Source organism: Sphingopyxis sp. Soil_C_28, assembly GCF_057657055.1.
On sequence record NZ_JBDGJE010000001.1, the window covers coordinates 216588 to 237539 of the forward strand.

Consider the following 20952-nt stretch of genomic DNA (forward strand, 5'->3'; position numbering starts at 1 on the left):
GGCCGGATCAGCAACCTTTCCCGATACAAAGGTCCGCGACCACCGGATAATGATCCGACGGCAGCTTGCCGCCATTTTGATCGGTCAGCGTCGCGTGGCGCAGCACCTTCACATCGTCGGTGACGAAAATATGATCGATCGGGCTCGGCTCCATCTGCGCGATCTTGAATGCGGTGAAAGTGCCGAGCGGGCCGTAATGCGGCGTGCGGCTGGTGATGCGGCTATCGCGGAGTGCGCCTTTGCCCGGCTCGACGATAGCGGCGTAGGGGTTGCTCGTCGCGGGGCTGTTGAAATCGCCCATCAGCACTGCGGTTTCGCCCGCCTTGCGCTGCCCGTCGATCCAGCCGCGGATCTGGCGCGCGCTTTCCTGGCGCGCGATCTCGCCGATATGGTCGAAATGGGTGTTCACGACGAGCAAACTGCGTTTCGCCGTCCGGTCTTTGAGCCGCGCCCAGGTCGCGATCCGCGGCAGCGCCGCGTCCCATCCCTTGCTCGGCATATCGGGCGTCGGCGACAGCCAGAAGGTCCCCGATCCTACGAGGGCGAAGCGATCGCGGCGGAAACCCAGCGGAGAATATTCGCCCTTCTCCTTGCCGTCGTCGCGCGCGACTCCAACGAACTGATAGGCGGGGAGGTCCGCCTCGACCGCCTGCTTCTGGTGCTGCAGCACCTCCTGCATGCCCACGAAATCGGGCGCCTGATAGGCAACGAGCGCCGTCAGCGCCGTGCGCCGGTGCGGCCAGGCATTCTCTCCGTCCGACGCAAGGTCGAGCCGGATATTATAGGTCATCGCCGCATAATGATCGGCGCGCTCTTTCGCCGCGGCGGGCAGCGCGAACAGCGCAGCAGCGGCGAGGATCAGGCGTCTTTTCATCCGAGATTGCCCCCGTTTGAGGCGATCACACTGCTGTAGAAACGCGCGCTGCGCTTGGGCGTGCGGACCTGCGTTTCATAATCGACGTGGACGATGCCGAAGCGCTTTGAAAAGCCCAGCGACCATTCGAGATTGTCGAGCAGCGACCACGCCATATAGCCGCGCACATCGACGCCCTTCTTGATCGCGTCGCCGATCGCCGAGATGTGCGTGCGCAGATAATCGCAGCGCAGCGGATCGTCGATCCCGTCGGGCCCCGCGGTCGGCGGATCGTAAAAGGCCGCGCCATTTTCGGTGATATAGACCGGGATGTCGCCATAGGTGTCGCGGAACCAGACGAGCGTGTCGGTCAGCGCGGGCGGATAGACTTCCCAGTCGGTCGTCGTGTGCGTCGCAATCTGCCGTACCGGCGATGCGCCGACCGGCCACTGGTTCGGGTCGGCCTTCACGACGTTGCGCGTGTAATAGTTGATGCCGATGAAATCGACCGGCTGGCAGATCGCCTTCAAATCCTCCGCCGGCCATTCAGGCCATGCCTCGCCAAACACCTCGGCGAGTTCGGCGGGATAACTGCCCTTCAGCGCCGGGTCGAGATATTGGCGGTTCATATAGGCATGCGCGCGTGCGGTTGCGGCGATGTCCTCGGGGCTGTCGCTTGCCGGATATTTGGGCTCGATATTGACGACGAGGCCGATCTCGTGTGCGCCTTCGCTGCGATACGCCTCGACCGCTGCGCCATGCGCGCGCATCAGATTGTGGCTCGCAATCGGCGTTTCGAACAGGTTGCGGTGTCCCGGCGCCAGCGCGCCGTGGAGGTAGCCGCCGTCGGTAATCACCCAAGGCTCGTTCAGCGTCACCCATTTCTTCACGCGCCCGTCGAGTCGGCGGTACATCACCGATCCATAGTCCGCGAACCACGCCGCGATATCGCGGTTGAGCCAGCCGCCCTTGTCGTCGAGCGCCGCGGGCAGGTCCCAATGGTGCAGCGTCAGCAGCGGTTCGATATCGTTCTTCAGCAATTCGTCGACCAGCCGCTCGTAGAAATCCAGCCCCGGCTCGTTCACGCGGCAGATCCCTTCGGGCAGCACGCGCCCCCAATTGACGCTAAAGCGATAGGCTTTCAGGCCCAGTTCCTTCATCAGCGCGACGTCGGCGGGCATGCGGTTATAGTGGTCGCACGCGACGTCGCCGGTGTCGCCCTTGACCGCCATCAGTCGCGGGTCGTGGCTGAACCGCTGCCAGATGCTCGCGCCCGCGCCGTCGGCGAGCGGCGACCCTTCGATCTGATAGGCGGCGGTCGCCGCGCCCCACAGGAAATCGTCGGGGAAGACACTCTTGCTCATTTTTTGTCCTTGTTGGTGATCGTTGGGGAGGAAAGTTTCTGCTCGAGCAACCAGGCGTAGAGCGCCGGGTCGTCATAGGCGGGATCCCAGGCGTTGTGGCCGAGGTCGGGATAGATGGTCAGGCGGACCTTGCGGCCGCCGCATGCGCGGATTGCCCGCGCCATGGCGAAACTGCCTTCGGGGATGACGACATCGTCGCGGTCGCCGTGAAACGCCCAGACGGGCAGGTCCATCAGGCGGCACGCCTCGCCCGGATTGCCGCGCCCGGCGACCGCGGCGACGGCGGCGAAGCGTTTCGGCTCGGCGATCGCCCAGCGCCAGCTGGCATGGCCGCCGCGGCTGAGGCCGGTGAGGTAAATGCGCGCCGGATCGACGCGATAATTCTTCGCGATATGGTCGACCAGCCGGTCGAGCTTGCCGATATCCCAATCCTGATCGGCGCCGAGCAAAGGCGAGACGGTGAGGAAGGGAAAAGCCGGGTCGCGCTCGGCGATCTTCGGCGGCCCGTGAACCTTCACCTTCGCGACATCGTCGCCGCGCTCGCCCGATCCGTGGAGGAAGACCAGCAGCGGATATTGCTTCGCCGTGTCGGTCAGATAGCCCTTCGGTACGAACAGCTGATAGGGATAATTGCCCGCCTCGATCGGCTGCTGCGGCGTCTGCCCTTCGACCGGCACGGGCGCTTTTGTTTTTGCAGCGACGGGCGAACCGGCGAGGGCAAGCCCCAGCAACGCCGCGGTCCAATATGTCATACGTCTGTCCTTTATGGAATGGCTCATCCCTTGACGCTCCCGGTCAGCAGGCCGGTCAGGTAAAAGCGCTGGAGCGCGAGAAACAGGAGGAGCACGGGCAGGGTGGTGATGACCGCACCCGCCATCATCAACTCATTATCCTGCACATGCTGGCGGCTCATCGCTGCGAGCGCGACGGGCAGCGTGTAGAGATCCTGATCGGCGAGGATGATCAGCGGCCACATGAAATCATTCCAGCTGCCGAGGAAGACGAACAGCGCAAGCGTCACGACGATCGGAGTCAGGATGGGCAGGACGATGCGGCGCAGGATCTGCGCCTCGCTCGCGCCGTCGATGCGCGCCGCCTCGAGCATCTCGTCGGGGATCGACAGGCAATATTGGCGGACGAGGAAGATACCGAAAATCCCCGCGAGCCAGGGCACCAGCGCGCCGGCGTAGCTGTTGACCAGCCCCATCGCCTTCAGTTCGAGGAACAGTGGCAGCATCCCGATCTGCCCCGGCACGACAAGCGCGGCGACCAGCAGGCGGAAGGTCGCGTCGCGGCCCTTGAAACGCAGCTTGGCAAACGCATAGCCAGCGGGGATCGTAAAGAGCAGCGCGAGACCGGTCGCGAGCGTCGAGACGAGCAGGCTGTTCGCAAGGAAACGCCCGATGCCGAAGGTGCCGAACAAAATGCGGTAATTGTCGAGGCTCGGATCGCCCGGCAGCAAGGGCGGCGGGAATTGCGACGCCTCGCCGCGCGCCATGAAGCTGACCGAGAGCATCCACAGCAAGGGCGCAATCGTCAGCAACGCGACCAGCGCGGCGAGCAATGTCACGGACCAGCGGCGCAGGCTCATATCGCGCCGCTCCGCCTGGCCAGCCGCAGCTGCACCAAAGTTACCGCCAATATGCAGAGGAACAGCAGGAACGCGACCGCTGCGCCCGACCCGAGGTTCCACCATTTGAACCCCTCCTCATACATGAAATAGAGGATGGTGACGGTCGACTGGGCGGGACCGCCCTGCGTCATCACATAGGGTTCGGCGAACAGCTGGAACATCCCCGCGACGGTCAGCACGGACACCAGCAGCACCGTCGGCGCAATCGCGGGCAGAGTGACATGCCGCAGGCGCGTGAACCAGCCCGCGCCGTCGATCCGCGCCGCCTCGTCGAGCTCGCGCGGCACCGTCTGCAGCGCGGCGAGAAAGATGATCATATTATAGCCGAAGGTCTTCCACCCGACGAAGATCAGGATCGCGGGCAGCGATGCCTGCGGGCTGCCCAGCCAGTCGATCGGTCCGATGCCGAACAGCGAGAGCAGATAATTGACGAGGCCGTAGCGCGTGTGGAGCAGGTAACGCCATACCACCGCGGTGGCGACGAGCGTCGTCACATAGGGCGCGAACAATGCGACGCGCCACACCGGCCGCCATTTCAGCCGGCGGGAATTGACGAGCATCGCAGCGAACAGCGACAGCGCGACGATGAAGGGCACGCCAAAGCCGACGAACAACAAGGTGTTCGTTACCGCCTTCCAGAACAGCGGGTTGCCGATCAATCTTTCGTAATTGTCGAAGCCGACAAAGCGCAGATTGCCGATATCGGCGAGCGCATAAATGTCGAAATCGGTGAAGCTCAAAAAGAGCGATGCGATTGCCGGCAGGACGAAAAAAAGGCAAATCGCTGCAAGGGCGGGCGAGGCCATTGCCCAGCCCGCGCGTGCTTCTCCTGCTCGCCGGGTGACGCCCGCGTTTTCGCTGATCAGCCGCGGCGCGCTCACAGTGCGCGTCCCTTCTCCAGCATCCAGCGCCGTTTCTCGAGCAGGCGGTCGGCGCGAAGGTCGATCTCTGTCGCGGCTTCGTCGACGCTATACTGGCCGCGCACCATGCGCTCGGCGACGATCTGCATCTCGGTGACGATGCGTTCCCATTCAGGCACTTTCGGCAACGCGGTGGCGTGGTCGAGCTGCGTCGCAAAGGGCATAACGATCGGATCGTCCGCCAGCCCCGCTTTGGCCCAGACCGATCGGCGGGCGGGCAGGTCGCCCGTCAGTTGCTGGAACTTCAGCTGCGCGGCGGGCGCCATCAAACGCGACACCAGATCCCAAGCGGCATCGCCATGGTTGCTGCCCGCAAACACGACAAGGCTCGACCCGCCGGGTGCGGCCGATCCAATGCCCCCGGGGCCAGGGTTGGGCGCGGTTGCCCAATTGTTCTGCATGGCGGGGGCGAGGCGCGTTTTCATGTCGCCGATCGTCCACGGGCCGGACAGAAAGACGCTGAAATAGCCCTTCGCAAATTCGTCCCACACGTTCGAAATCTGCGCCGATGACGCGAGCGGGGCGAGGCCGTCGTCGAACAGCGATTTATAGAAAGCGAGAGCAGCTTTGAACTCGGGATCCGAAAAGGCGCCGCGCGCGCCCTCGTCGCGCAGCATTCGCGCGCCCGCCGACAGCGCCAGCGTCGTCAGCTGCTCATATTCGTTAAGCGGATAGAGCAGGGCATAATTGCCCGCGCCGGCCTGGCCCTTCACCTTGCGCAACGCCGTCTTCCATCCGGTCCAATCCGTTGGCGGCGCGTCATATCCGGCGCGTGCGAACAGGTCCTTCCGGTAAAATTGCAGCCGCGTATCGACATACCAGGGGATCGCCCATGTCCGCCCGGCGATGCGGTTCGTGTCGACCACGGCACCGAACTGATCGTCGAGCAGTCCCAGCGCATGCCCCGGAACCGGCGCAATCGCCCCGATCGCAGCCAGCTCGGCGATCCAGCTGTTGCCGACCTGCCCGACGGTGGGCAGCGATCCGCCGGCAAAACCGGTGAGCAGCTTTTCGTGCGCGGCGGTCCATGGCAGCGGCTGTACCGTCACCGGCGGCGCACCGGCGGGCCAGTCGATGACTTTGAGCAGTTCGGGCAGGCTCGCTGCCTCATTGCCCATCGCCCAGACGGTCAGCGCAGCGTCACCGCGCGCGCTGCAACCGCCGAGCAGCGAGGCAAGGGGCAACGCCGCCAGCGCGCCCGTCATGTGGCGCCGCGTCAGCCGCATCTGGCGCCGCCCCCCGTCATAGCGGTGCAGCGCTCCCGGTGGTTCCCCGCTCGACCAGCTCGGGCGTCAGGATCGTGGCGCTTGCGCTGCCCAGCGTTTCGCCGCGCAGGATGCGCAGCAACATCATCATCGCGGTCGAACCCAGCCGGTCGATCTTGACCTGCATCGTCGACAGCGAGGGGTTCAGGTGCCGCGCGAGCGGGATATCGTCGAACCCTGCCACCATGACGTCACGGGGAACCGACTTTCCTGCCTTGGCGAGCTCTGCGATCAGCCCGACGGCCATCTGGTCGTTGGCGGCAAATACGGCGTCGGCGGGAAGCTGTCCCTGCACCAGCATGCGCCCGGCCTCGGCGCCGCTTTCCTCTGAAAAGTCGCCAGGCAGGATCGCGGGATTGGAGATTTTAGCGATCTTGGTCATTGCGTCGACAAAGCCGCGCTGGCGGTCGCGCGCGTCACGATTATGCTTTGGCCCGGCGATATGGACGACCTGTCGTGCACCGCGGCCGAGCAGCGCCTCGGTCATCGCGTATGCGCCATGATAATTGTCGACCGCCACGAACGGCAGGTCGAGCGTTCCCGCATCATAGTTGAGCAGCACGGTCGGCAGGACGGGGTCCAGATAACCCGACAGCAGTTCGGGCTTCACGTCGGGCGGCATGACGAGCAGCCCGTCGACACGCCCGCGCATGGCCGCGATCGCCGCTGCGGTTTCGTGCGTGCTGCCGTGCATGTTGCCGAGCAGCAGGTGCATGCCCGATTCATGCGCGACCAGGTCGATACCGCGGATGATTTCAGAGAAGAATTCCCCGAACAGGTCGGGCAGGATGACCCCGACGGTATCGGTCTTGCGCCGCGTCAGGCTGCGCGCGCCGCTATGCGGAACAAAGTTGAGCTTTTTCACCGCCGCCATCACGGCGGCTTTGGTCGGGGCGGTGACATTGCTGTGACCGTTGATCGCGCGCGACGCCGTGGCGACCGAAACTCCCGCTTCGCGGGCGACGTCTCTCAATGTAGCCATATCGTCCGCCCCTCTTTGCTCCGCCCATATTGCTTTTGATCGCGCGGGGCCTCTGCTGCGACTCTGTCTTGGCCGGGGCTGCCGCGCGCGGAAACGTTCACAAGGTAACCGGTTACACGATCAAAAGGCAAGGTCATTCCGGCGCGCCCATGCGCAGCGCGGCGCCATGGCCGTCGAACAGGTGGAGACGGTCGGGCGGCAGCAGCGCGGTGACCTTTTCGCCTTCGCACAGGCTGCCGTCGTCGCGCAGTTGGCATGCGATCGGTTCGCTTCCGTCGCTGCCTCGTAGATGCACCGTGACGAGACCGCCGAGCCGCTCGATGAAGCTGACGGTGAAGGCGAGCCCCCCCGGTGCTTCGCCGATCTGGATATCTTCGGGCCGGATGCCGATCGATATCGACGTCCCGGGGGGCAGCGATGGCGCGGTGGGGGGCAGGGCGATGCTGCGCCCGTCAGCCAGTTCGGCCAGCCCGGCATCTCCGACCACGGCCGCGAATATGTTCATCCGCGGCGTCCCCAGGAACTGGGCAACGAAGATGTTCGCCGGGCGGGCGTAAAGCTCGCGAGGACTCCCGACCTGCTCGATCCGTCCGTCGCGCAGCACAATGATGCGGTCGGCGAGGGTCATCGCCTCGACCTGGTCGTGGGTGACGTACAGCGTCGTGGTGCCCAATTGCCGGTGCAGGCTCGCAAACTCGTACCGCATCCGCACCCGCAGATCGGCGTCGAGGTTCGACAAGGGCTCGTCGAACAGGAATATCTGCGGCTGGCGCACGATTGCACGCCCGATCGCGACGCGCTGGCGTTGCCCGCCCGACAGCGCCGCCGGCTTGCGGTCGAGCAGCGTCTCGATATTCAGGATTCCGGCCGCGCGGCCAACGGCATCATCGATCTCGGCCTGGGATGCCTTTGCGATCTTCAGGCCGAACGCCATATTCTCGTGGACTGTCAGATGCGGATATAACGCATAGCTCTGGAATACCATCGCGATGCCCCGCTCCGACGACGGCAGGTGGGTGACGTCGCGCTCGCCGATGACGATGCTGCCGGTGGTCAGGTCTTCCAGTCCCGCGACCGCCCGTAGCAGCGTCGATTTCCCGCATCCCGACGGGCCGACAATCACGGTGAATTCGCCGTCGGCAACGTCGATCGAAACACCCTTCAGCACCTCGGTCTCGCCAAAGCTTTTGCGGGCATCGCGGATCGACAGTGCGGCCATGGATTCCTAACCTCTCTTGCGCGCCGTCGTCAGTGAACCGTCACGCCGGCGTTCGCCTGACGTGCGGGTGCCCGGCCGGCGGCGATCGCGAAGATGCACAGCGCGATGTAGCAGGCGGCCGGCAACGCCAGCGCGGCGGCATAACCCACCGCGTCCGACAGATGTCCGGCGAGATAGGGAATCGCCGCGCCGCCGACGATCGCAGTGCACAGCAGCCCCGACGTCGCCTCGGCGCGGGCGGTCGACCGTTCGAGCGTCAGCGTGAAAATCACAGGGAACATGATCGAGTTGAAGAGGCCGATCGACAGCGCGACAAAGCCGCCGCTCACCCCGCCGACAAACACGACATAGAGGCAGAGCAGCGCCGCTATCGTTGTCGCCGCCGCGAGCATCTTCGCCGCAGAGAAACGCGCCAGCAACACCGATCCGATCGCGCGGCCGACCATCGCGCCGCCCCAGTAAAAGGCGACCGCCTTGCCGGCTTCCTGCAGCGATACGCCCGGGACGCCGTCGCTGCCCATGAACCAGCCGAGCATCGGCACGCCGAACGCCGCGTCCGACTGGCCCCAGACGGAATCGCTGTTCAGGAACAGCGTCATCTGCGTCCCGATCGCGACCTCGGCGCCCACATAGAGGAAGATGGCCAGCCCGCCGAGCAGCGCCCAGCGCGACGAGAACGCCTCGCGGATCAGTTCGGCCATTCCGGCGCGTGCGCCGATCGGGGCGGGCGGCACCGCTTCGTTGACGATCCGGCGGCTGAACCAGAAGAAGAGGAGAAGTGCGACGATCAGCCCGCAGATCCAGAAATAGGCGCTGTCGATCCCTGCGAGCGCCTGCGCGCGCACCGCGTCGGTGACGACCGTGCCCGGCTTGACCTCGACGCCCTCCAGGAACAGGTGCGCGCCGATCAGCGGGCCGAGGAAGGTGCCGAAGCTGTTGAAGGTCTGGCTGAAGGTCAGGCGAAAGTGGCTGCGTTTCGGATCGCCGAGTGCCGCCGCAAGCGGATTGGCCGCGACCTGCAAAATCGTGATGCCGCTCGCAAGAATGAACAGCCCCGCAAGGACGAGCGGATAGACCGCGAGGTTCGCCGCCGCGAGCATGACGAGACAGCCGACGACCATCGTCGACAGTGCGGTCAGGATCGATGGCACCGAATGGAAACGCGCGATGAGGGCTGCGGCGGGGAAGGACATCAGGCCATAAGCGATAAAGAAGGCCGAGGCCGACAATTGCGCCTCGGCATCGCTCAGCGTGAAAATGCCCTTCACCGCGGCGACGAGCGGATCGATCATCGAGGTGATGAAACCCCAGGCAAAGAAAAGCACCGTGACCGCGGCAAAGGCCGCCATGGCATTCGACCGTCCGCCACCATTGGCGGGCGCCTGACCGGGCACGTCCATTCCAAATATCCTCTTCACCGAAACTATGTTATCCAGCGGGTCTAACGGGGCGTCGTATCCAATGCAACCGGTTACATATGCCCGATCCGGCGCTGCTTCGGGGCAGGATTCCTAGTCACGCGAAATATTCGTTCGCCCCACTGGCGCGCGCGGGCCCGACTGGTTACATGGGCCGCCACCAAACGAATCGCGTGTGCCGCCCTGAAATTCGGGGCTGGCGCCGCCCGCACCAGAAAGTGGCACCCATGGAAATCATCACCGGCCTGACCTTCGACGATGTGCTGCTGGTGCCCGGGGCATCGGACATTCTGCCATCGGATGCGAATTTGTCGACGCAACTGACCAGCGAAATCAACCTCAACATCCCCATCCTGTCCTCTGCGATGGATACGGTGACCGAGGCCGACATGGCGATCCTGATGGCGCAGATCGGCGGCATCGGCGTGCTCCACCGCAATCTGACGATCGAGGAACAGGCCGCCGCGGTGCGCCAGGTCAAGCGCTTCGAAAGTGGTATGATCGTCAACCCGATCACGATCACCCCCGACGCGCCGCTCTCCTATGCGACCGCGCTGATGGACCAGCACAAGATTTCGGGCATCCCCGTCGTCGAAACCGGCGGCCGGCTCGTCGGCATCCTGACCCATCGCGATGTGCGCTTTGCCGCCAACCCCGGCCAGCCGGTGCGCGAGCTGATGACCGCCGAAAATCTCGCCACCGTGCGCCCGGGCGTCGGGCAGGACGAAGCGCGCAAGCTGCTGCATCAGCGCCGCATCGAAAAGCTGCTCGTCGTCGACGATGATTATCGCTGCATCGGTCTGATCACGGTCAAGGACATGGAAAAGGCGATCAACTTCCCCGATGCGACCAAGGACGGCACCGGCCGCCTGCGCGTTGCCGCTGCCACCAACACGGGGGATTCGGGGATCGAACGCGCCGAGGCGCTGCTTGATGCCGAATGCGACCTGATCGTCGTCGATACCGCGCATGGCCACAGCAAGGGCGTGGGCGAGACCGTCGCGCGGATCAAGAAGCTGTCGAACCGCGTACAGGTCCTTGCCGGCAACGTCGCGACCGGCGACGCAACCCGCGCGCTGATCGATGCGGGTGCCGACGGTGTGAAGGTCGGCATCGGTCCCGGATCGATCTGCACGACGCGCGTCGTCGCAGGCGTCGGCGTCCCGCAGCTCACTGCGATCCTCGACAGCGTCGAGCAGGCCGCAAAGCTGGGCATTCCGGTTATCGCCGACGGCGGGCTGCGCACCTCGGGCGATATCGCCAAGGCACTCGCGGCGGGCGCATCGTGCGTGATGGTCGGCTCGCTGCTAGCCGGTACCGCCGAAGCGCCGGGTGAAACCTTCCTGTTCCAGGGCCGTACCTATAAAAGCTATCGCGGCATGGGCAGCGTCGGCGCGATGGCGCGCGGCTCGGCCGACCGCTATTTCCAGCAGGATATCAAGGACCAGATGAAGCTGGTCCCCGAAGGTATCGAGGGCCAGGTGCCGTTCAAGGGCCCGGCGAAGGACGTGATCCATCAGCTTGTTGGCGGTGTGAAGGCGGCGATGGGTTATACCGGCAGCCGCACGCTCAAGGATCTGCGCGAGCGCGCAAAGTTCGTGCGGATCACCAACGCGGGTCTGCGCGAAAGCCATGTACACGACGTCGCGATCACGCGCGAGGCGCCGAATTATCCGGTGGGTTGAGGTTTCTGTTTCGTCATTGCGAGGAGCAAAGCGACGAAGCAATCTCCAGCCCTCTACCTCAGGCTCTCTCGGCAGCTGGAGATTGCTTCGCTGCGCTCGCAATGACGAATAGAAAGAAGCCGCAAATATGACCCCCGCCGCCCGCGTTCAGACCGCTATCGAAATCCTCGACGTCATCGCCGCCGCGGCGCGCGATGGCGGTGCCCCCGCCGACACGATCTTTGCCGAAGCGATGCGGGCACGCCGCTATGCCGGGTCGAAGGACCGCCGCGCGATCCGGGGTCTCGTCTATGACGTGATCCGCGGTGTGCGGTCGGCGCCCGCGTCGGGCCGCGCCGCGATGCTCGCGCTCGCCGACGCAGACCCGGAGCTTGCAGCGCTGTTCGACGGCGCATCCTATGGCCCGGCGGTGATCGGCGCCGACGAACCGCGCGCCGAAACCGGGATCGCCACCACCGCGCTGATGAAACTCTTCGACCCGCTGGTCAGCAAGGCGGAGCGCGAGGCGATGCTGGCGCGAGCACCGCTTGACCTGCGCGCCAACCGCTTGCGCTCGAGCCGCGACGAACTGGCAATGATCTTTCCCGACGGCGAGGCGATCGCCGGCCTGAGCGACGGTTGGCGCCTGCCCGGCGAAACCGCTGCGGTCCAGAATAGCGCCTATGCCGAGGGGCAGTTCGAGGTGCAGGACGCCGCGAGCCAATTTGCCGCCGCCGCGCTTGGCGCTGAAGCCGGACAGGTTGTCATCGACCTGTGTGCCGGCGCCGGCGGCAAGACGCTCGCGATCGCTTCGGCGGCAAACGACGAAGCTGTGATCCTCGCTTGCGACACCAACCGCGCCCGGCTTCAGCAACTGGCGCCGCGCGCGCACCGCGCCGGGGCCACGGCGATCGAAACGCTGCTGCTCAATCCGGGTCAGGAACGCGCGATGCTCGCCGACCGGATGGGAAAGGCCGATCGCGTGATCGTTGACGCCCCCTGTTCGGGCAGCGGCACGTGGCGGCGCAGCCCCGAACTGCGCTGGCGCTCAACCCCCGCGCGGCTCGACCGGCATGTCGCCGATCAGGCGAAACTCATGGACATCGGTGCCGATCTGGTGGCGCCCGGCGGCAAACTCCTCTATGCTGTGTGCTCGATCATCACGCGCGAGGGGCGGGCACAGGTGGACGATTTTCTGAAGCGGCATCGCGGCTGGACGGCCGACGCCGACATTCTGCCGGACGGCATCGGCCGCGCTGCGGGCAGCGGCTTTCTGTTCACCCCGGGGCATGACGGCTGCGACGGATTTTTCCTCGCACGACTGACGGCGCCATGTTAGCATCCTCCCCAATGAAGCGATGGGAGAATGCGATGCGTGTCGGCTTTCTGGCTCTAACTGCGGGTGTCATTCTCGCCAGCCTGCCCACGGCATCCGACGCGCAGCGCGCCGACAATGACATCTTCCCGCGCTCGATCGCGCTCCAGCATGACGGGCAAAAGGCACAGGAAGCCGGCGATCTCGACGCGGCGATCGGGCTGTACGAATCGGCGCTCGCCGCCGATCCGCGCAATCGTTCGGCAATCATCGCGCTGGCGCAGGTTGCGCGCGCACAGGGGCTGCCGGGCAAGGCGATCGGCCTTTATCGCGAGGCGCTCGTCCTTGAACCCAACGACATTGTTGCGCTGACCGGACAGGGCGAAGCGCTCGCCGACAAGGGCGCGCTCGAACTCGCGCGCGAAAAACTGGCCGAAGCGCAACGCGTCTGCAGCGAAAAATGCCCACAGGTCGCGGCACTCGAAAAGACGATCGCGTCCAGCGCCTCGAAACGCGTCGTCGCGGCCGAAGTGCTGGTACCCAAGCCGGTCGTCGCGACCGTTGGCGCGACAAGTAACCAGAACTGATTTGGTTATCAGGCGCCGAGGGTCCGCGCCAGTTGGACCCATTCGGCAACGCTGACCGTCTCCGCACGGCGCGTCGGGTCGATCCCCAGTGCTTCCGCGGCGGCAACCGCGCCCTCGACACCCTTCAGGCTCTGCCGCAGCATCTTGCGCCGCTGGCCGAAGCCTTGTTCGGTCAGCTTTGACAGCCGTTTCGGGTTCACCCCCTCGGGTTGCCCGGCGGGGGTCACATGGACGATCGCCGACATCACTTTCGGCGGCGGGGTGAAGGCCGATCGATGGACCTTCATCGCGATTTTCGCATTCGACCGCCACTGCGCAAGAACCGCCAGCCGGCCATAGGCGTTGCCGCCGACCGGCGCGATGATGCGCTCGGCGACCTCGAGCTGGAACATCAAGGTCAGCGATATCCAGCGCGGTGGCCATTGCGCTGGCTCCAGCCAGCGAGTGAACAGCGCCGTGCCGACATTGTAAGGCAGATTGGCGACGATATGATAAGGCGCGCCGCCCGTCAGCGCGTCGACATCGACCGTCATGGCATCGTCGGCGATCACCGTCAGTTGCCCGGGAAACGCCTCGCCCAGCTCTGCTAGCAGCGGCAGGCAGCGGTCGTCGCGCTCGACTGCGATCACCTTCGCGCCGGCGCGCAGCAGCGCCCGTGTCAGTCCGCCCGGACCCGGTCCGACCTCGAACACCGTGGCGCCATCGAGATCGCCGGGAATCGCCGCAATGCGATCGAGCAACTGTTCGTCGAACAGGAAATTCTGCCCCAGCGCCTTGCTCGCCTGCAACCCATGCGCGCGCACTATTTCGCGGAGCGGGGGTAACGGAAGCTTGGGCAGGGCTGTCACTTCGCTGGCGCGCAATTGCGCTCGCGGGCCAGCGCCATCCTTGCGGCCATCGCGATCGCCGCGATCGTCGGCCCCGGATCGGCCTGGCCAGTGCCCGCGATGTTGAACGCCGTGCCATGGTCGGGCGAGGTACGGATGATCGGCAGGCCGAGGGTCAGATTGACCCCATCGTGGAAATGCAGCGCCTTGAACGGCGTCAGCGCCTGATCGTGATAGGCGCACAACAGCGCGTCATATCGTGCGCGTATCGCGGGCGCGAACAGGCCGTCGGACGCGAGCGGGCCGTCGATGACGATCCCTTCCTCGGCCAGCTGCGCCACCGCAGGCGCCATGATCCGTTCTTCTTCGTCGCCGAGTTGTCCACTCTCGCCCGCATGCGGGTTCAGCCCGGCGAGCGCGATGCGCGGCGTCTCGATGCCGAAATCGCGGCGCAGACCCCGCGCGACGATCCGCGCCTTGGCCACGATCAGTTCGATCGTCAGCCGTTCGGGCACCTCGGAAAGCGGAATATGCACCGTCAATGGCACGACGCGCAGGCTGGGCCCCGCCAGCATCATCACCGCGTTGGTCGCCGTGACGCCGCAGCGTTCGGCGATGAATTCGGTCTGTCCCGGGTGCGTATAGCCGATGCTGTGGAGGGCATATTTCGACACCGAACCGGTGACCAGCGCCGAACTTGCCTGGTTGCGCGTCAGCCCGATGCCTGTTTCGAGCGCGTGGAGTGCGCATGTCGCACCTGCGGGGGTCGGCTGGCCGGGGACCAGCGGGCCGCTGTCCTCAAGGTGCCAGACGGGCAGTGCGGTATCGAAGGCCTGTCCGACCTCGTCCATATCGCCGACGCGAGCGACGGGGCCGTTCCATACAGCTTCGATTGCGGCGATATCGCCGATGGCGACGAACGGCGGCAGATCATTTTCAAGGCGCGCCGCCCAGGCGCCGGCGGTCACTTCGGGTCCGACGCCGGCCGGGTCACCCATGGTGACCGCGATCGGACGTCGATTATGATCGTCCGTCATCAGCTATATTCGATCACGGCATCCCGGCGCAGGTCGCGCAGATAGCGCTGGGCCCGCTTGTTGACCTTGTCATCCAGCAGTTTCTTTTCAATCTGCTCGAGATCGGGGGCTGTCGCGGTCTGGGGCATGTCGCGGCCGCACAGCACCAGAACGCTGACGCCTTCGCTTGCGGCGCCGAACGGTTGCGTGGTCTGTCCGATCTGCAGGCTGGCGAGGGTCGACTGCAACGGGGCCGGCAACGCGCGCATCTCGATGTTGTCGCGTGAAACGACGTTGGCGCCAAGGCTCTGTGCGACTGCGTCGGCTGCGCCGCAGCCGGCGATGCCGCGTGTCTTTTCGGCGAACTGGCTCGCCAGTTCGGACGCCTTCGCCGGTGTGGTACCCGCCGGGAAGTCGAGCGAAATCTGCTTCAGGCTCAGGATCGCATCGCGCGGATCGGCGGTCAGCACCTGACGCCGGTCGATCATCAGCATGATCGAGATGCCGCCCGGCACTTCGATCGGGCCGACGAGCTGGCCCGGCTGCATCTGCGTTGCCGCTTCGCCCATCGAACCTGGCAACTGGCCAGCCTTAACCCAGCCGAGGTCGCCGCCGACGACAGCAGTCGATGCTTCCGAAAACTGACGCGCGTAGGCGGCAAAGCTGCCGCCTGCCTGCAACGCCTGGATGATCTTCTTCGCATTCTCGGTCACCGCCGCGACGGTTTCGGGCGTCGCCGACAGATAGATCTCGCCAAGATGGAACTCGTCCTGGCCTTTGGTCTCGTTCATCTGATCGACGACGATCTTGACCTCTTCGGTCGACACGTTGGTCGTCGACTGAATGTTGCGCGACAACAGGCGATCCCACGCGAACTCGCCGCGGATCTGCTGCTTCACGGCCGCCGCCGACGAGCCTTTGGACGTCAGATACTTTGAAAACTGGTCGGGTGTCTGCTTGAAGCGCGTCGCGAGCCGGGCGAACTGGTCGTTCACGACATTCTCGTCGATCGTGATATCGGCCGCCTTGGCTTCCTGGATCTGCAATTTTTCGTCGATCAGGTTGCTGAAGACCTGACTGCGCAACCGCTGGATTTCCTCGGGCGGAAGCTCAACATTGTTATTTGCGATGCGGATCAGCGCCATGCGCTGTTCGATATCGGTCGCCGTGATGATCTCTCCATTCACCGTGGCGGACGGGCGATAGACATTCGGCTTTGCATCGCCGAAAATCTGCACATTGCCTGGGATGTTGAGGCTGGTCGTCGGGACGTCGCTGTCGGTTACGGTCTGGGCCAGCACGGGCGTTACGCCGACGGCGGCCAAGGCGATCAGGCCGGTCATGGTCGAAAATTTGGTCATCTTTACCCTATTCGAGAAAGTCCGGACGCTCCGTATCAGCGGAAACGCCCGATGGTCCAGCGCAATCCGCCATAGTGACCGTTTGATGCCCCGATATAGCCCGCAGACACTGAACCTAGGCTGAGCGAACGAGCCTCAGAACCCGAGGTTGCGGAACGCAATGCGGAACGAGAAACTGTTGCCGCGCCGCGCATCGCCGGTATCGGCATAGTCGCGCCGCCAGGTCAGCGCGATCGACAGGCATTCGTCGTCATAGGCGACGCCGAGCCGGTGGCGAATCGGCTCGAACCCGTCGGCGCTGCTCAGCGGATCATCGGTCTGTTGGGTCAAATCGACGATGGCCGATCCAAAGACCGACCAGTTTTTCGCCACCGCGACGCGTCCGCCGACGCGCGCTTCTTCGCGATCCTGCAGTTCTTCGCCAAGCAGCAGGATATCGCGGTTGAGCCGCGAATAGCCGAGCACGGCATAGGTCGAACGGCTGCCGATCGTCGCGTCGAATTCGTTGCGGCGGACCGCCAGATTGTCCTTGTCGAGCCGGAAGCGGTGGGTCAGGCGCAGGAAATCGCGATAAGCGACCGTCGTTCGTCCGACGATATCCGACGTGCGAGCCGTCAGCCCGGTGCCGTCGGGAAACAGGCTGGGCTTGTCCGACAGGCGATAGCTTTGTCCGACGACGCTGGTGATATTGAAACCCGGGCGGCTGAAATTCCATTCGACGCCATAGGTGATGCGCGCGCCATCCTCGAACCGGTCGTGGCCGTTGAAGCGGTTGATCGCGAACAGATTGCTGTCTTCAAGGTCGAAGGCGCGCGAATCCTCGTTCGGGATGTCCAGATTTTTGATCGGCGGGGTCGCGACGATCTGGACGCGCGGGGTCAGCGTCTGCGTCCCGCCCATAAATTCGCCGATGAACGGCCAGCGCATGTCGGCGGCGATCGCGGCGATCCCGCGCGCCTGCCAGCCTGATTTCCCGCGGTAGCCGGGGATTGCGGTGAGCAGATTCTCGTCGCTGTGATAGACATCGCCGCGAACGAGCGCGGTCAACGTGACTTCCTGACCAAGCTTGGTCAGCCCGCGAAGGTTCCACTGCGCCCCTGCAAAGGCCCGCTGCGTATCCTGCCCGGCGGTGCGTCCGATCGCCAGCGTGTTCAGCTGCAACTCGAACTGCCCGCCAAAGATCGGATCGTCGAGCCGCTGACGGTAATCGATGATCGGCAGCGCGATCGCCTGCTGTCCCTGGACGTCGTTGACGCGCAGCGTCTGCGTTGCCCATCCGGCGATCGAGAGATAGGAGTTGCCGCCGATCCGCTCCAGCTCGAAGGTCGAGCGCAGCCGGTCGTCGCGGCTGATGTCATAGCGGCGCATGAAAGTGCGGTCGGTCGCGATGCGGCCCGAATATGTCAGGCTCCAATGCGGGTCGAACTGGAATTTGCCCGCGCTTTCCAGATAGCCGCGAAAGCGTTTCTGGCTGTCCGGATCCTCGCCGGTCAGCGGCACGAGTGAGCCATAGGTCGCATAGCCGTTAATCCGGAACGATCCGATATCGGTCAGTGCGCGAAACTCGCCTTCGATCATCGGCGCCGCGCTGGTGTAGATGTGCGGCGTGATCGTCGCGTCGCGGTCGGGTGCGAGCCGCAGATAATAGGGAACGGCGATTTCGAAGCCGTTGCTGCGGTCGAGCCGGACTTCGGGAACCAATATGCCACTGCTCGGCTCGTTATTGATCGAATGGCTGAGCCCGGGCAGCGGAATCAGCGGCAAACCGAAAATTTCGATCCGCGCGCCCTTGTACCGGACCTTGTTCTTTGCCTTGTCGTACAGCACCCGGACGGCGCGCACTTGCCAGCTCGGGTTCTTGGGGCAGCCTTCATTATCCTCGACGGGACACGGGGTGTAGGCCGCGTTCTCCAGCTCGATATTGCCGTTGTCGAACCGGGTGCCCCGGATCGCCGCCAGCCGCGATCCATTGTCGAGCACGACCAGCATATTATCGACGACGCCGTCGCGCAGCGTGTCGGTGAGTTCGATCTTGTCGCCGTAAGCCGTGTCGCCTTCGGGGTTTTTGATGACGACATTGCCCTCGGCGAAAACCTTGCCGGTCTTCCGGTCCCAGGTGACTTTGTCGGAGCGCATCTCGACCGCTTCGCGGTTCATCTGGACATTGCCTTCGGCAATGACGACTTCGCTTTCGCTGTCGTAATTCAGATTATCGGCGGCGAAGCCGATCTGGTCTTCGGTCTTGACCGGGGGCGCGTCGGCGGTGGCCGGGGCAAGGTCGGGGGTTTGCAGGTCAGGCTGTGCCGTAACCTCTGCCGACGGGGTCGATTCTCCGTTGGTCTGGGCCAGCACCGGGCACGCGGCCAAGGCCGCGCCACTCGCCGTTGCCAGCCAGAACGGCCGCGCACGCGCCGCTTGTCGGAACAAAGCCCAGCTCATCTAAATTCTTTGTCCCACACCTGAATCTTGCGTCCCCCCGGCTTGGACCGGCAGCTTTGTTTTTGCAACTCGCAAGCGAACGCCCTATCGGTCCGCCACGTTCCAATCAATCATCGCATGAGAAAGTTAAGGCATGGACATTCAGTTTGTCGCGCAAATCGATGCGTCTGCCGACGTCGTCGCTTTTCCGGTCCGCAAGGGCGAGGCCGGCGCGCTCGGTGCGCTACTCGGTGCGGCTGCCGCGCAGGCGCGCTTCGACGGCGCCGCGGGCGCGATCGCCGAGACCGCGGCCATCGACGGCGACCAAGCGAAGCGCCTGCTGCTCGTCGGTATCGGCGAAGGCAGCGAGCAGGACCTCGAACGCGGCGGTGCGGCGCTCACGGCCAAGCTGCAAACGAGCGGCGCGACTGCGGTCCACGTCGATTTCGCCAGCACGGGCCCGAGCGATGCCGACGACGTCCTTGCGTTCGCGATGGGCGCACGTTTGCGTAACTGGCGCCTCGACACCTATCGCACGCGCCTCGCCGATACGGCGAAGCCGAGCCTGAAGACGGTGACGATCGCGTCGCCCCACGGCGATCTGTCCGGTCGCTGGGCCGAAAATGAGGCGATTGCCGAGGGTGTCGCGCTGACCCAGACGCTCGTCGCCGAGCCGCCGAACATCCTTTATCCTGAAAGCTTCGTTGAACGCTGCCAGCATCTCGCCGACCTTGGCGTCGAACTGGAAGTTCTCGACGAGCGCCAGATGAAGGCACTCGGCATGGGGGCGTTGCTTGGCGTCGCGCAGGGTTCGACGCGTCCGCCGCGGCTCCTTGCCATGCGCTGGAACGGTGGCAATCCGGGCGATGCGCCGGTTGTGTTCATCGGCAAGGGCGTCACGTTCGACACCGGCGGCATCAGCATCAAACCCGCCGCGGGCATGGACATGATGAAGTGGGACATGGGCGGCGCAGGCGCCGTCGCGGGCGCGATCAAGGCGATCGCCGGCCGCAAGGCGAAGGCGAATGTCGTCGGCGTCGTCGGCCTCGTCGAGAATATGCCCGACGGCAATGCGATGCGCCCCGGCGACGTCGTCACCACCATGTCGGGCCAGACGGTCGAGGTGCTCAACACCGACGCCGAAGGCCGCCTTGTCCTTTGCGACGCGATCAGTTGGGCACAGAGCGCCTATAATCCTAAGGTGATCGTCGATCTTGCAACGCTGACCGGCGCGATGGTGATTTCGCTTGGCCATGAATATGCCGGCATCTTCGCCAATGACGATACGCTCGCGGCGGGCCTGCTCGCGGCGGGCGAGGTCAGCAACAACAAGCTGTGGCGTTTCCCGTTGTCGCCCGCCTACGACAAGCTGATCGACAGCCCGATCGCCGATATGAAGAATATCGGCCCGCGCGAAGGCGGGTCGATCACCGCGGCGCAATTTCTGAAACGCTTCGTCGATGAGGGTGTCGCCTGGGCGCATCTCGACATCGCGGGCACGGCATGGGCCGACAAGGACGGCGCGGTCCATGGCAAGGGCGCGACCGGCTACGGCGTGCGCCTTCTCGACCGCTACATCGCCGCCAACCACGAAGGCTGAGCGAGCCAGAAAGCAGAACAGGGGGCAGGGGAGCATGGCGCGCGTCGACTTCTATCGGCTGACCCGCGACCCGGTCGAACGGGTGCTCCCCGCCCTCGCAACGCGCATATTGGCGAACGGCGACCGCCTGCTGGTGGTCGCCGCGCCTGCAATGCAGCGCCAGGCGATCGATGAGGCGCTGTGGACGCTGCAGCCCGCCAGCTTCCTTCCGCACGGCCATGCCGGATCGCCCGACGAGGAGATCGAGCCGATCCTGATTTCGGGCACCCTCGACGTTTCGCCCCCCAATCGCGCGTCGCTCGTTGCGCTGGCCGACGGCGAATGGCGCGAGGAAGCTCTCGGCTTCGACCGCATCTTCCTGCTCTTCGACAACAGCCGCATCGACGATGCCCGCGCCCTCTGGCGTGCGCTCGCCGCCCGCGACGACGTCGACAACCGTTTCTGGAAACAGGACGAAAACGGTCGCTGGTCCGAAGGGCCCTGATGCTGCGACGCTCTATCCTTGCAGTG

Annotated in this window: 18 protein-coding genes; 5 read left to right on the forward strand and 13 right to left on the reverse strand. The window is 64.9% G+C overall.

Features of this window, described 5'->3' with window-relative positions; all coding sequences use genetic code 11:
• Positions 1-7 precede the first annotated feature (7 nt).
• The 9 genes from AC3A43_RS00950 to AC3A43_RS00990 form a co-directional block, all read right to left on the reverse strand.
• Positions 8-874, reverse strand: a complete 867-nt coding sequence (locus AC3A43_RS00950; RefSeq protein ID WP_487790678.1) for an endonuclease/exonuclease/phosphatase family protein — start codon at positions 872-874, stop codon at positions 8-10.
• Entirely contained in the window at positions 871-2217 is a 1347-nt protein-coding gene (locus AC3A43_RS00955) for a GH1 family beta-glucosidase (RefSeq protein ID WP_487790679.1), read from the reverse strand. The genes AC3A43_RS00950 and AC3A43_RS00955 overlap by 4 nt, the downstream gene beginning before the upstream one ends.
• The gene (locus AC3A43_RS00960) at positions 2214-2969 is read right to left on the reverse strand and encodes a carboxylesterase family protein (protein WP_487790680.1); all 756 of its coding nucleotides are present in this window, start codon (positions 2967-2969) and stop codon (positions 2214-2216) included. Before AC3A43_RS00960 ends, AC3A43_RS00955 begins: the two co-directional genes overlap by 4 nt.
• 23 nt (positions 2970-2992) lie before the next feature.
• Positions 2993-3808 (reverse strand): carbohydrate ABC transporter permease, encoded by an 816-nt coding sequence (locus AC3A43_RS00965; RefSeq protein WP_487790681.1) that lies wholly within the window; start codon positions 3806-3808, stop codon positions 2993-2995.
• A complete protein-coding gene (locus AC3A43_RS00970) occupies positions 3805-4731 on the reverse strand; it encodes a carbohydrate ABC transporter permease (RefSeq protein ID WP_487790682.1) in 927 nt (308 codons plus the stop codon). The genes AC3A43_RS00965 and AC3A43_RS00970 overlap by 4 nt, the downstream gene beginning before the upstream one ends.
• Positions 4728-5996, reverse strand: a complete 1269-nt coding sequence (locus AC3A43_RS00975; protein ID WP_487790683.1) for an extracellular solute-binding protein — start codon at positions 5994-5996, stop codon at positions 4728-4730. Before AC3A43_RS00975 ends, AC3A43_RS00970 begins: the two co-directional genes overlap by 4 nt.
• 16 nt (positions 5997-6012) lie before the next feature.
• Positions 6013-7017 (reverse strand): LacI family DNA-binding transcriptional regulator, encoded by a 1005-nt coding sequence (locus AC3A43_RS00980; protein ID WP_487790684.1) that lies wholly within the window; start codon positions 7015-7017, stop codon positions 6013-6015.
• Between the two features lie 133 nt (positions 7018-7150).
• Positions 7151-8236 (reverse strand): ABC transporter ATP-binding protein, encoded by a 1086-nt coding sequence (locus AC3A43_RS00985; RefSeq protein ID WP_487790685.1) that lies wholly within the window; start codon positions 8234-8236, stop codon positions 7151-7153.
• Positions 8237-8265: 29 nt separating this feature from the next.
• A complete protein-coding gene (locus tag AC3A43_RS00990; protein ID WP_487790686.1) occupies positions 8266-9636 on the reverse strand; it encodes an MFS transporter in 1371 nt (456 codons plus the stop codon).
• Between the two features lie 245 nt (positions 9637-9881).
• Here AC3A43_RS00990 and guaB point away from each other — a divergent pair, with 245 nt between their 5' ends.
• The 3 genes from guaB (at position 9882) to AC3A43_RS01005 (ending at position 13220) form a co-directional block, all read left to right on the forward strand.
• The gene (gene guaB / locus AC3A43_RS00995) at positions 9882-11339 is read left to right on the forward strand and encodes an IMP dehydrogenase (protein ID WP_487790687.1); all 1458 of its coding nucleotides are present in this window, start codon (positions 9882-9884) and stop codon (positions 11337-11339) included.
• Positions 11340-11466: 127 nt separating this feature from the next.
• The gene (locus AC3A43_RS01000; RefSeq protein ID WP_487790688.1) at positions 11467-12657 is read left to right on the forward strand and encodes an RsmB/NOP family class I SAM-dependent RNA methyltransferase; all 1191 of its coding nucleotides are present in this window, start codon (positions 11467-11469) and stop codon (positions 12655-12657) included.
• A gap of 32 nt (positions 12658-12689) precedes the next feature.
• Complete coding sequence (locus tag AC3A43_RS01005; RefSeq protein WP_487790689.1) at positions 12690-13220, forward strand: tetratricopeptide repeat protein; 531 nt, start codon at positions 12690-12692, stop codon at positions 13218-13220.
• A gap of 8 nt (positions 13221-13228) precedes the next feature.
• On the opposite strand, the gene rsmA is transcribed toward AC3A43_RS01005, so the two are convergent.
• The 4 genes from rsmA to AC3A43_RS01025 form a co-directional block, all read right to left on the reverse strand.
• On the reverse strand, positions 13229-14068 hold the full coding sequence (rsmA, locus tag AC3A43_RS01010) for a 16S rRNA (adenine(1518)-N(6)/adenine(1519)-N(6))-dimethyltransferase RsmA (RefSeq protein ID WP_487790690.1): 840 nt from the start codon (positions 14066-14068) through the stop codon (positions 13229-13231).
• Positions 14065-15084, reverse strand: coding sequence for a 4-hydroxythreonine-4-phosphate dehydrogenase PdxA (gene pdxA, locus AC3A43_RS01015; protein WP_487790691.1), 1020 nt, complete (start codon positions 15082-15084; stop codon positions 14065-14067). The genes rsmA and pdxA overlap by 4 nt, the downstream gene beginning before the upstream one ends.
• Positions 15084-16424: a peptidylprolyl isomerase gene (locus AC3A43_RS01020; RefSeq protein ID WP_487790692.1), complete on the reverse strand. Its 1341-nt coding sequence runs from the start codon at positions 16422-16424 to the stop codon at positions 15084-15086. Before AC3A43_RS01020 ends, pdxA begins: the two co-directional genes overlap by 1 nt.
• Before the next feature lie 135 nt (positions 16425-16559).
• Positions 16560-18863 carry an LPS-assembly protein LptD gene (locus AC3A43_RS01025; RefSeq protein WP_487790693.1) on the reverse strand — a complete coding sequence of 768 codons (2304 nt, stop codon included), beginning with the start codon at positions 18861-18863 and terminating at the stop codon, positions 16560-16562.
• A 133-nt stretch (positions 18864-18996) separates the two neighbouring features.
• Between AC3A43_RS01025 and AC3A43_RS01030 the strand changes: the two genes are divergently transcribed.
• Positions 18997-20442: a leucyl aminopeptidase gene (locus AC3A43_RS01030; protein WP_487790694.1), complete on the forward strand. Its 1446-nt coding sequence runs from the start codon at positions 18997-18999 to the stop codon at positions 20440-20442.
• Positions 20443-20476: 34 nt separating this feature from the next.
• On the forward strand, positions 20477-20926 hold the full coding sequence (locus tag AC3A43_RS01035) for a DNA polymerase III subunit chi (protein ID WP_487790695.1): 450 nt from the start codon (positions 20477-20479) through the stop codon (positions 20924-20926).
• Positions 20927-20952: the final 26 nt, after the last annotated feature.